The 12,302-nt window shown below is 54.4% G+C and carries 9 protein-coding genes and 1 pseudogene; 5 read left to right on the top strand and 5 right to left on the bottom strand.

Annotation, left to right across the window (positions count from 1 at the left end):
• Positions 1–115: 115 nt before the first annotated feature.
• Together MUA00_RS04430 and MUA00_RS04435 are read right to left on the bottom strand one after the other, a co-directional pair.
• Entirely contained in the window at positions 116–2,743 is a 2,628-nt protein-coding gene (locus tag MUA00_RS04430) for a bifunctional diguanylate cyclase/phosphodiesterase (protein ID WP_333780860.1), read from the bottom strand.
• A 180-nt stretch (positions 2,744–2,923) separates the two neighbouring features.
• On the bottom strand, positions 2,924–3,877 hold the full coding sequence (locus MUA00_RS04435) for a LysR family transcriptional regulator (protein ID WP_271121785.1): 954 nt from the start codon (positions 3,875–3,877) through the stop codon (positions 2,924–2,926).
• Between the two features lie 92 nt (positions 3,878–3,969).
• On the opposite strand from MUA00_RS04435, the gene MUA00_RS04440 reads away from it, so the two are divergent.
• The 5 genes from MUA00_RS04440 to MUA00_RS04460 all read left to right on the top strand — a co-directional run bounded on the left by MUA00_RS04440 (position 3,970) and on the right by MUA00_RS04460 (position 9,025).
• The gene (locus MUA00_RS04440; RefSeq protein WP_271121786.1) at positions 3,970–4,803 is read left to right on the top strand and encodes an SDR family oxidoreductase; all 834 of its coding nucleotides are present in this window, start codon (positions 3,970–3,972) and stop codon (positions 4,801–4,803) included.
• Positions 4,804–4,994: 191 nt separating this feature from the next.
• A complete protein-coding gene (locus MUA00_RS04445) occupies positions 4,995–5,771 on the top strand; it encodes a MipA/OmpV family protein (RefSeq protein WP_271121787.1) in 777 nt (258 codons plus the stop codon).
• The gene (locus tag MUA00_RS04450) at positions 5,771–6,457 is read left to right on the top strand and encodes a response regulator transcription factor (protein ID WP_271121788.1); all 687 of its coding nucleotides are present in this window, start codon (positions 5,771–5,773) and stop codon (positions 6,455–6,457) included. The genes MUA00_RS04445 and MUA00_RS04450 overlap by 1 nt, the downstream gene beginning before the upstream one ends.
• A complete protein-coding gene (locus tag MUA00_RS04455) occupies positions 6,426–7,802 on the top strand; it encodes an ATP-binding protein (RefSeq protein ID WP_271121789.1) in 1,377 nt (458 codons plus the stop codon). The genes MUA00_RS04450 and MUA00_RS04455 overlap by 32 nt, the downstream gene beginning before the upstream one ends.
• Positions 7,803–7,936: 134 nt before the next feature.
• Positions 7,937–9,025 carry a YncE family protein gene (locus tag MUA00_RS04460; RefSeq protein ID WP_271121790.1) on the top strand — a complete coding sequence of 363 codons (1,089 nt, stop codon included), beginning with the start codon at positions 7,937–7,939 and terminating at the stop codon, positions 9,023–9,025.
• A gap of 36 nt (positions 9,026–9,061) precedes the next feature.
• On the opposite strand, the gene MUA00_RS04465 is transcribed toward MUA00_RS04460, so the two are convergent.
• From MUA00_RS04465 to MUA00_RS04475, 3 genes and pseudogenes are all read right to left on the bottom strand, one after another.
• Entirely contained in the window at positions 9,062–10,333 is a 1,272-nt protein-coding gene (locus tag MUA00_RS04465) for a DUF445 domain-containing protein (RefSeq protein ID WP_271121791.1), read from the bottom strand.
• 268 nt (positions 10,334–10,601) lie between these two features.
• Complete coding sequence (locus MUA00_RS04470; RefSeq protein WP_271121792.1) at positions 10,602–11,984, bottom strand: carbohydrate porin; 1,383 nt, start codon at positions 11,982–11,984, stop codon at positions 10,602–10,604.
• 172 nt (positions 11,985–12,156) lie between these two features.
• A pseudogene (locus tag MUA00_RS04475) lies at positions 12,157–12,285 on the bottom strand (PTS lactose/cellobiose transporter subunit IIA); the annotation flags it as partial.
• Positions 12,286–12,302: the final 17 nt, after the last annotated feature.

The raw sequence follows: 12,302 nt of genomic DNA on the forward strand, positions 1-12,302 counted from the left end.
TTTCGGGATGCTGGTCTTAACCATAGCGGCGCGCAAAATCAGGACAACTTCGTAGGCTCTTTTCGCTGATTTCATCATCACAGAGCAATAATCACCCTTGCGCCGCTTTTTTGATTTACGTTTTCTCTTCCAGCCGCTGCTGCGCTGCGGCATCAATTGCCGCTCTTTTTTCCTTCAATGTTTCAAGGCTCATCGGCTTGCTGATTAAATAGCCCTGGGTTTCATCGCACTCAAGCATTTTTAATTTCTGTAGCTGCCCCTGCGTTTCCACGCCTTCGGCGGTAATACTCAGCGAGAACGCTTTCCCCAGCCCGATGATATTCTCCACAATGGTATTGGCGCTTTCGCTTTCAGGCATGCCGGAGATAAAGGATTTATCAAGCTTGATGCCGTCAAACGGGAAATTGCGCAGGTAGCTTAGCGACGAGTAGCCGGTGCCAAAGTCATCCATCAGCAGGCGCACGCCAATATTTTTCAGCGCCTGCATCAGCTCCAGGCTATTTTCCGGGTCCCACAGCGTGGCGTTTTCGGTCACTTCAATTTCCAGACGACCGGGGTCAAGCTGCGATTCACGCAGCGCATCGCTTATGCGATCCACAATTCCCCAGGACTGAAACTCGACCGCAGAAATATTGACCGAAACCGCCAGCCCCTCAAGCGACTGTTGAGCATCGCGGCAGGCGGTTTTCAGTACCCATTCGCTGATGGAGGCGATAAGCCCGGTTTCTTCCGCAAGGGTAATAAACTGGTCCGGCATTAATAATCCAAGCTGCGGATGCTGCCAGCGGATCAGCGCTTCCGCCGCAACAATCTGCGAAGAATTAAGGTCGTAACGCGGCTGATAGACCAGGCAGAACTGCTGCAGTTTGATTGCCTCGCGCAGGCTGTCTTCCATTTCGCGGCGCTGCACCATCTGCTGGGCCATCTCTGGCGTGTAGAACAGCCATTTGTTACGCCCGGAGTTTTTCGCCTTATAAAGCGCGATATCGGAATAGCGCAGCAGGTCTCCCGCATCCACGGCGTCGTGCGGGGCGAGGGCGATGCCCAGGCTGGCGCCAATAAATATCTCATGCCCGTTAATCATGAACGGGCGCAGCAGCTCGGTGATAATTTTCTTACACAGGGTTTCAAGGTAATGATGATCGTCAATATCCGGGATTATGAGGATAAATTCGTCGCCTCCCTGGCGCGCTACCAGATCGTTATCCCGAATGCAGCGGCGCAGCCTTGCGGATACTTCATGCAGCACTTTGTCCCCGGCGGCGTGGCCAAACAAGTCGTTGACCGGCTTAAATTTATCCAGGTCGAGGCTTATCATCGCCAGCGGCTGCTCAAGGGTAGGCAGCGCCTGCAGTTTGCCCTCCAGAAATTCACGCATTCGCATCCGGTTTGGCAGGCCGGTCAGCTCATCATGTCTTGAGAGATACTGCACGCGCTGCTGCGCTTCAACTTCAAGGGTGACATCCGTCGCGGTACCGCGATAACCCGTCACGCCTTCCGGTGTGATAACCGGTTTGATGGCTATGTGGCAGTAGCGCTGGTGGTCCATTGCCGAGCGATACCTGCAGTGGAGCAGGCGACGGTGGCCTGTCTGGCCCGGCTGGGTTATCCACTCAGCCAGCGAAAGATTATCGGCCTCCATTAAGGCGGTAACGGGTTGGCCAAGCCAGGCTGAGATGCTGTGCCCGGTAATGCCGGGGAACCTGTCTGACAGCCAGGTGAAGCGTAACTCGTTATCCGTTTCCCATATCCAGTCCGTTGTGGCTTCGGCAACGTCCCGGAAGCGACGCTCGCTGGCGGCTAACGCCTGTCGGCTCTGGGCGAGCAGGTAACTGTTTTCGTCAAACATGCGGGCTTTTTTCAGCAGGTTACGGCTCTGGCCCCAGGCGAGCGCGCCACAGCCGAACGCCAGCAATATCAGCAGAGGCAGAATATAGTGAATTAGCTGGCGGCCCGGCTCCTCGCTTTTCCATTCAAGGGTAAGCGACTGGCCGTTTACGGGCAGCGTCAGCGTGCCGCGTCTGCCTTCCGGGCGAGGCGCGTCTTTTTTCTGAACGCGGGTTTCATCAATGCCGTACTCTTCGCCCATTTGCGCAAGCTTTTTGTCATCCAGCACATCGACAAACACCAGCGTGGAAGACGAACCGGAAACAAGATGGACGTGTTCATCATCGCCGTTAGTTATCTTTGCCATTGCCACCAGCGCGGGGTGGCCCTCATGCAGCACCATCGTGTAGGTAAGCGGCAAAGCGTCGGGCCTGTTCATCGACTGCAACAGCGTGGGCAGAGGATTTTCGCCGAGCCATTCTGTCAGGCTTCGGGATGAAAGCTGGCCCTTAATGACGCTGTAACGGGTCTGCTCTGCGCCATCCAGAACGAAAATTCCTTCATATTGATAATCGCGATAAAGCGAGCTGCCCATATTTTGCCGGGCGTAGGCCCATTCAGGATCGACGGTGACGTGCAGATGCGCATAAGCTTCGCCCCACCAGGCGTAATCTTTGATGTGGGTTGAAAGCGTATCCACACGATTATGCAGAGCCTTTTGCAGCAGCTTGCCGCTTTGCTCGTCGGCATCCCGGTTAATGCTGTTGGCTATGGAAAGCAGTGAGAATATCGCCACCACGAACAGCAAAGCCAGCAGCGACACCATCAGCAGGAGCGCGCGTTTTATAAAGGCGGCGGTGGTGCGATAGTCAGCGTCCGGGCTCGTAACATCATTTTCAAGTGAATAATTTTTCATGCCTGTTTACCCAGAATATCCGTTTGTAAGACTGACTGCCGATCAAGTTATTATCGACCTGATTCGCCGGGCCTTTATTACTGATGGGTAAACTGAAGATAGTTGATAACGAAAAGAAAAGGGGGCAAGCGGTGGATTTAAGCTTTGTCTGGCTGACGAATGTGGTGGGGGGGCCTGGCTTTATGGATTCCGTTTTGAAATCAAAGCCATTGCCCGTTTGCCGGATGATGCCGGATAGTTATTTTTAATGATATCTACCAGCGCTCGCAGGCTGGCGGGCATATGGCGGTTAGCCGGAAAATAAATACACAGGCCGGGGATCGGCGGGCACCAGGACTCCAGAACCGCTACCAGCAGGCCCTTATCCAGCGCCGTCCGGGCGTGGAGTTCCGGGACATAGGCAATTCCCAGCCCTTTTACGGCGGCATCCACCATCAATGCTGAACTATTCAGCGTCAGCGTGCCGGGCACGTCCAGGGCGATGCTCTGCCCGTGGCGGGAGAACTCCCAGCGATAACGTCTGCCGCCGGGTAAACGCTGACGAATACAGCGGTGCTGCACCAGTTCGTCCGGCACTTCAGGAGCAGGGTGCTGCGCCAGATAGGTCGGCGCGGCCACTGCCAGAAAACGGACATCATCACTAAAACGTACGGCTACCATATCGGCGGGCACATCCTCTGCCAGCCGAATACCGGCATCAAAACCCTCAGCGACGATATCCGCCAGCCTGCCGTCCACCACCAGATCCAGCTCTACGCCGGGATAACGCGTCTGATACTCCTGTATTACCGTGTGCAGCAACAGATAAATCGCTTCTTCGCCGCCGTTGATGCGCAGGGTGCCCAACACTTGCCCTTGCGTATCCGCCACCTCTTCCAGCGCCTGCTCCAGCCCGCTCAGGTGCGGTGAAATACGTCGCAGCAACTGTTCTCCGGCTTCGGTCAGCGCCACGCTGCGCGTTGTGCGGTGCAGCAGGCGGATACCGAGACGCTCTTCCAGCCCGCGAATGGCGTGGCTTAACGTGGAGCGAGTGACGCCGGACAGGTCCGCCGCTCGACGAAAGCTGCGCTGCTCCGCCACGGCGATAAAGGCTTTCAGATCAGATAAGGTGGGGGTCTTTATTGGTGATTTCATTTCACCTCTTCATGCTATTTGTTGAGTCTTATCATGCCAGTCATAGTGCCATAACCTTTATCCGTACGTTAATGCCTTTTACGGAGAACACGATGAGCAACAAAACCTGGTTTATTACCGGCACCTCCACCGGCCTGGGGCGCCTGATGACAGAGCGACTGTTGGCGCGGGGTGACAGGGTTATTGCCACCCTGCGTAAGCCCGGCGCGCTGGACGATCAGCAAGCCGCTTATGGTCAGCAACTGCACGTTCTGCTGCTGGACGTCACGGATACCGAAGCGATTCGCGGCGTCGTAAAGCAGGCGTTTGAGTATGCCGGACGTATCGATGTGTTGGTCAGCAATGCGGGATACGGGCTGTTCGGCGCGGCGGAAGAGGTGAGCGATGCACAGATTACACGTCAAATTGCCACCAATCTCACCGGCCCGGTTCAGTTGATTCGGGCGGTGTTGCCGTATCTGCGTCAGCAAGGAGGCGGACGTGTTGTTCAGGTCTCGTCGGAAGGGGGACAAATCGCCTGGCCGAATTTCAGCCTGTATCACGCCACTAAATGGGGTATTGAAGGATTTATCGAATCCGTTGCGCAGGAAGTGGCGCCGTTTGGCATTGACTTTCTGATAGCCGAGCCGGGTCCGACCGCCACGAATTTTGCCGCCGGGATTGATAGCGCTGAACCGATGAATTGCTATGACGACACGCCCGCTGGTGAGGTGCGTCGTGGCCTGGCGGATGGCAGTATCGCCATTAACGGCGATGCAGGAAAAACCGTGGACGCCATTATTGCCGCGGCGGATGCCGACAAACCCGCTATCCGCCTGGCGCTGGGCAGCAAGGCGTACCACGCCATACATGAGGCGCTGGCAACAAGGTTGCAGGTGCTTGAGGACACGAAAGCGGTGGCGTTAAGCGTGGATAAAGATGCGTAACTAAACGGTGAGCCGTGCGGCTCATCATTATTTAAAGGCGCTTACGGGCTCGTGATTCTGAGGATAAAACTTAAGCAACGCGGATAAGAAATGTTCTCTAAAAATATGTGAGCACCGGCCACGTCAGTAAGTAAGCAGTAAGAGTACCCCACCGATAATCGCACTCTCATATTTATCTGTGGAGTACAAGCATGGGATGCCGACACTATCACTTTCCGGTCAGGTGGGGCTTAACCGTTGCAATAACCAGCGCCTCGTTGATGATTCCATCCTCCACTTTTGGCGCAGAATGGGGAGTCGGCGTGGGCGCGGCAAGCACGCAAAAGCCTTATAAAGATATGTCGCGTGATACGACGCCTGTTCCGCTTCTCTATTTTGAGAACGATTATCTGCATTTTTTCGGCACCGAGGGGGAAATAAAACTCCCCGCTTTGAGGTTTGGTGAAACCCAGCGCGTAAATTTCGGTCTTATCGGTAGATACGAGGGTTCTGGCTATGATGCTGACGATGCCAGTGTTCTTGATGGCATGGCGAAGCGCAAAAGCGGCTTTTGGGGTGGGGCGAAGGCGGAGTGGCAGAGTAGCTGGGTCAATATCAGCGCCGACTGGACGCACGATCTTTCAGGCAACAGCAAAGGACAACGGGTCAATATTGGCGCGAAGCGGACCTGGCTGCTGGGCGATTTCGCCTTAACTCCGCGGGTCGTCGCAACGTGGCATGATAAAAAATATGTCGATTACTATTACGGCGTGCGGGCGGATGAAGTCCGCGACTGGCGGCAGGCCTGGCAGGGATCGTCTTCTTTTGGCGCGGAATTCGGCTTACGAAGCGTCTACCAGTTTAGCTCTCATCACTCTTTAATGCTGGATCTCGAGGCTACACGGCTTTCCTCCGAAGTGAAGGATAGTCCGTTAGTTGACCGTTCAACCGAAGACCGAATTTTCCTGGGATATCTGTATCGCTTCTGATGGGCAGAATACTTTTAATTGAAGATCATGATCATCTGGCCGGGCTTATTTGCAAGGGGCTGGCTAAAGCGGGGATCTCTGCCGATATTGTCGGCAGCAGGGAAGCTGCGTTAAGCGCGCTTAAGCTGGTTTCTTACCAGGCGCTGGTGCTTGACCGCGGTTTGCCTGACGGGGATGGCCTGCTTCTGCTGCGGCAACTAAAGCTGCGTAATCTTACTTTACCCTGCCTGATCCTCACCGCGCGCGACGCTTTGCATGACCGGATCGAGGGGCTGGAGGCGGGCGCGGATGACTATCTTGCAAAACCTTTTGCTATGGCGGAACTGGTAGCGCGCGTGCGGGCTTTGCTGCGCCGCCCGGCCCTGAGCCAGGAGCCGGAGCTTGCCTATGGCGATGTTACGCTGCTGTCCGATGCCGGGATCGTATGCTGCGGCGATAAGCATAGCGTGCTCGCCCCGGCGGAAATGCAGATTATGATGACGCTGCTGCACAAACAGGGCGGGATAGTTCGCCGCAGCGCGATGGAAGCAGCCGGCTGGGGGCTGAGCGAAACGGTTACGCCGAACGCCCTTGATGTGGCCCTGCATCGTTTACGCCGCAAGCTTGCGGCTGTTGGTTCCGGGCTGCACATCGTCAATCTGAGGGGGCAGGGCTATGCGCTGCAAAAAGCCAACGTGGATGAATAGCCTGTCGATAAGGATCCTGGTGGCTTATGTGGCGGGCACGCTGCTGAGTATCGGCCTGCTGGTGCTTTTTGGCGCGATAGTCCAGGATCGGCTGCCGGGCATGGAGCTTCCCGACCGTGCGCAGGCGCTGGTCGGGCATCTGAAATTCGATACGAAGGGCAAGCCGACAGGATTAATCGACAGCAAAGAGCATCCTCTGTGGATTTATAACAGCCTGCGCCAGGAAACCGCATGGAGGCTGCTGGATGAGAAGGGTAATGTCGTGCTTGTCTCGGCGGATAAAAAATTCTGGCCGGCCCGTAAAGATATTACAGAATTGCCCTTCCGACGTTTTACGTTCAACCGGGAAGGCGTGCTCTACGAGGGAGCGACCGGAACCGTTGAAAATAATGGGCGAACGTGGTTTTTGCAGTTAGTCGTCAGCTCGCGAATCGTCGATTTTTTGCATCAGGGATTTGCGCTGCCTTTTATCCAGCTCGGCATTGTCACTTTTAGCCTGTTGCTGCTGCTGATTTTTACCGTTTGCGCCTGCGTCAGCCTGAAATATTCGTTACGACCGCTGCGCAACGTTTCGCAGGCCGCCATGCAAATCTCCCCGCAGGCGCTTAGCGAACGTCTGCGCACAGAACAGGTTCCCGCTGAACTTATCCCGCTTATTACAAGCTTCAACCAGGCGCTCGATCGGCTGGAGAACGGCTTTCGCACCCAGCAGGATTTTCTTGCCAGAGCCGCGCATGAGTTAAAAACGCCGCTGACGCTGTTGCGCACGGAAGTAGAGTTGATGGAGGACAATACCGAAGCTCGTGAAACGTTGTTAGCACAGGTTGCCCATCTTTCGCGTCAGGTGCAGCAACTGCTGCTGCTGGCGGAAGCGAGCGAGCCGCTCAGCTATCAGTTCACCGATGTGGACGTCTATCAGATTACCTGTGATACGGTGAACTATCTGCAAAAAATAGCGGATGACGCCAGCGTTAAGCTCACAATCAACGCAGCGGAAGAAATAAGCAAATGGCGGGCAGATCGCGGCGCGTTCTTCACTCTGCTAAAAAACCTGATTGAGAATGCCGTCCAGCATTCTCCGGCGGGCGCCACGGTCAGCGTTGATATCCGCTCCGGCAGCCTGAGCGTGCACGATCGAGGCGCTGGCGTCGCAGAGGAACATATACCGCACCTGTTTGAACGGTTCTGGCGCGGCGCGCATCGTCGGGACGTTGGCGCCGGGCTGGGTTTGGCTATCTGTCAGGAGATTTGTTCCGCACATGGCTGGACGCTGGCTGCCTTTAATGGCGAGATTGGGCTGGTTGCCCGGGTGGACAGAGGCGGAGTAACGATAGAGTCAGATTAGTCAGCGATAGCATTTTACATTCCGATAATAAATGATTATGTTTCTCATTTGCATTTGAGGGTGTTTTCTTGCGGAGCCCTGTCCGGCCTACCGCGATGCGCAACTTCTTCATTCAGACGGGAAAGGATCAAAAAATGACTAAAAGAACAACGGCGCTGGCTGCGCTAATCGCGCTGGCGCTGACGGGCTGTAGCGCTCATCAGGCCACCACGGCGAAACCAACGCCGGTTGCGGCGGCCGAGCAGAAGAGCCCGGTTGAGCAGCGCGAGTTGTCTGAAGGCGTGTATGAAATGGCGCTCAGCCAGCAGAACGGCGCGCTTTATGTTGCCACCGCGCAGGGCTTTAAAGACGTGCAGGGCGGCGTGGTTTACAAGCTGGACCCGGTTTCACTGAAAACCATCGGCCAGGCGCATACCGACCTGAAGAACTTTGGCGCGGTGATGGACCCGCAAGGTAAAACCTTGTATGTCACCAACTCGCTCGACGGCGGCATCAGCGCAATGAATGTTGAAGACGGCAAAGTTCTTAACCGTCTGATGTTCAGCGAACGTAACGAGAAAGGCTTCCCTTACGGCGCGCGTGAAATCATTCTGCATGACGGCCTGCTGTATATCGGCGGCGTGGCCGATCCGGCGGTGATCTGGGTGGTTGATGCGAAAACGCTGAAGCTGAAAAAACGAATCAATAACGCGGGTAAATGGGTAACCGGCCTGCTCTATTCTGAGCAGACGCAGCGCATTTATGCGGCCAACGGCGGCGGTGAAATTCTGGTGATCAACCCGAAAACAAACCGCATCGAAAAACGCTGGAAACCGCTTGGCGAGAAAGAAGCTCTGCTGCTTAATCTTGCTGAAGACCCGGCAACGGGCCGCCTGTTCGTGACCGACAACTCCAAAGCGAAAACCACGCTGGTACTGGATATCAACACCGGCAAAGTGCTGAAGAACCTGGAAACGGGCGATACGCTAGCGGTGAAGTTTAACGCTAAACGTCACGAGATTTACCTTACCCAGCGTGAATCCGGCAAGCTGTTAATCCTTGATTCGAATACCTACGCGGTGAAAAAAGAGCTGAGCCTGCCACCGCATCCGAATAGCCTGCTGCTGTCTGCGGACGGGCAAACGCTGTATCTCACGGTGAAGCAGGGCTTTAACAAAGACCATTCAACCAAAGGCCCGGACAGTATCGTGCGCGTGCCTTTAGCGCAGTTGTCTCAACTGTAATTAAATCAGGGCGTGTGAGAGATTTGCTCATTCGCCCTATAAATTCAGTAGCGCGGGAATTTGGGTCAGTAAATAGAGCGCCAGCCCAATCGAGCCGCCCACCAGCGTGCCGTTAATGCGGATAAACTGTAAATCTTTGCCGATGTTCAGCTCTATCTGCTGCGACATATCCCGCGCGTCCCAGCTTTTCACCGTATCGCTGATGTGTCGGGTAAGAAACGCCGCAAATTCTGGCGCAACCTTTCTGGCTGCTTGCTCAAGGTGTTCATTCAGCGAGGCGCGCAGCGCGCTATCTCCCACCAGCGTTTCCCCAAACCACTGACCGGCTTCGGCAACGCGCTGCCTGATGCGCGAATCTTCGCTGTTCATGTCCTCTTTTAGCCAGCGGCGTAAATCGCTCCACAGCTCGCCCAGATAGCGGTTAAAGGCCTCATCTTCTTTCAGATAGCTTTTGATGTTTTCCGCTTTTTCCGCCATCTCCGGGTCGCTTTTTAGCTTATCGATGAGTTTGAAGGTGGCGCGGTCAAACGCCAGGCGCAACTGGTGGCCCCGATCTTCGCTGATATCATCAAGCATGGAATTCACCGCGCTGGCGACCAGGTCGGCGCTGTGCTCGCCCAGCCATTCCGTCGGCAGCACTCTGGATTTACGCGGATGTTCCGTTTCCAGCCAGTGCACTATCTGGCGGGCGATAAATTCGCGCGTGCTTTCCCGGTTGAGTAGCGTTAAAAGCTGGGCAATCATCGAATCCAGCAAAATCTGGTGACGATTATTCTTCGTCATGCTCTCCAGCAGCAGGCCGCTGGAGTAGCTGAGATCGACCTTATCAATCGCTTTATGCACCGCCCGGCGCAGTAATCCCTGAATGCGCGAATCGTCCGTCATATCCAGAAAACCGCCCATCACCTGCATAAGATGCTGCCCGACCCGCTGGGCGTTATCCGGCTTGCTGAACCAGACGCCGATCATCTTCGCCGGTTCGTGGCGCTGGATTAACGTGATAAGCGACTGGGTATCAAGGAATTTCTCCTGCACAAAATAGCCGAGATTCTCACCGATACGATCTTTATTGCGGGGAATGATGGCGGTATGAGGCGCGATAAATGGAATAGGTACGCGACGGAATAGCGCCACCACGGCGAACCAGTCGGCAAGCGCGCCGACCATCGCCGCTTCGGCAATGGCTTTCAGCCCGCTCACCCAGAAGTTCGGCGGTAAAAAAAGGGTGGTGACAAAAATTGCCGCAGCAATCAGCAGCAAAGAAAGCGCGAGGCGCTTGGTTCGTTTTAATTCAGTTATTTTATCCATCGCCTAAGCATAGAACCGCCCAGACGGAACCGGTAGCATTAATTTTTACGGTTATGCACTAAGCGCCCGACAATTATGCGCCCGAAGAAAACGGATTTGCCTGAAAAGAGGTGAGGGTATAACTGCCCGGCAATTGGCAAATCCGCGTCGCTAATAAAATAAGGTTAATATCCGTACGCGACTTCAGGTCTCAGGAACGTTAATACAGATTATCCGTCAGGGATGGGAAATAAGCTTTTACCCATCCCTGAATACAGCATTTAAATTATCAGAACCAGGCTTCCCACATTCCGCCTATGTTAAAGGAATCGAGTTGCGTACTCTCTTCGCCCGCAACACGCGCGGTATGATTATTTTCAACCTGGCCGCCGGTAACATAGAAGCGCAGCATCGGACGGAATGCCGGCCCCATTGCGATGGAGATGTTCTGGGAAAGCGTCAGCTTCCAGCCTTTATTATCGCCGTCAGAATCATAATCCACGCGCTGATAGCCCGCTTCAAGCCAGGTTGAATGCACGTCGTTCCAGAAGTACATCGGACGAACGATCGCGCCGTAGTTGCGGCGGCTGTCCTGGGTTTGTTCATCATTATCGTAATCGTGGAAGGCCAGCAGGTATTCAACCTGAGCCTGCGGCGTAAATTTATAGCTGCCTTCGAAGCTGGCATAAACCGTATGCAGCCCGTTGGTTTTGTTATAAACGCTGTTGTCCGAATGGTCAGAATAGCGGGCGATGATTTTATTCAGGCTGTTAACGCCCGTGTGACTGAACACCACCGCGGCCTGCCAGGCTTTGGATCTTTCATCGCTATCGATAGCTTTGGAATCAAAGCCGTAGTTGGCGTACAGCTCAAAATCAATCGGCCCCATTTTAATGCCGTGGAGCTTTGAAGTTGCCGCGTAGTTGCCTTTGTCGCCCGTGCCTGAGCTGCCGGTACAGGAGATGCGCGACGGGTTATCACCGTCTTCAACCAGTTCCGGATTACAGGACTCCACCGAGGCGACAGCGGCCAGGTCTACCTGTGCAAAGCCAAGATCGAAGTTTTTCACCCCGGCGCCCTGGCCGTCGTGGTTCATAAAGAAGTAGTCGTTGATGCCCTGCTGCGGACGCTGGTGGAAGTCGCGGCCGGCCCAGAAATAAGCGTTTGGCTGCGATTCAAAAAGATTTGTTACCCCGGCATAGGCCTTCTTGAGGTTAACTTCATCGCCCCAGTGGTCGAACATCACGCCCACATCCCAGATAGCGCCGGACTCGCTTTTAAAGGCTTTGGTCAACTGGAATTCGCCGCCGTTGCCTTCGTTGCCCAGACGGCCGATGGCTGATGAACCGTTATAGGAGCCGTCAACGCCGATATATTTTTGGTCGCCCGCCTGAAAATGCGCGCCGTAACGGGCGTAGCCGGTAAATTTCACGCCGTAGGGAATAGCCAGATCCGGCGTATCCGGAGCGGGAGCCTGTGGCGTCACGAGCGGATCGTTTTTCGCCTGTCGTGCGGCATCCATTTTTGCTTCGCGATCCGCCAGCGCTTTATCCACCGCTTTTGCCACGATTTGATCGATTTGTTCCTGAGTAAATTCCTGAGCAAAGGCAGAAATTGGGCAAAGGGTAGCGATAACCGCCAGGGTTAATGGCAGTTGCTTAAATATTTTCATAATCATCTCAACTTTAGTTAGTTATATTTTCAGACAATGACTATCCCGTTCAGGCTGGACGTATTTATACGCTGGGGCCAAACAGGTTTATTTTTATGCTGTAATCGGAGGCTGCTTAATTAAAAATATCTACGTAATAAATTCTCCCTTTCAAAAATAGAATTACCGTGAATTAACGCTGATAAAGATGGATGATTTCTTCTGATAATTCGCGAACCAGCATGGATGTCATTAAATGATCCTGGGCGTGGACCATAATTAACGTCATCGGCTGTCTGGCTTCTCCGGCATCCTGCTCAAGCATCATGCTTTCCAGCG

This window comes from Dryocola boscaweniae (genome assembly GCF_025215095.1).
GTDB classification, from domain to species: Bacteria; Pseudomonadota; Gammaproteobacteria; order Enterobacterales; family Enterobacteriaceae; genus Dryocola; species Dryocola boscaweniae.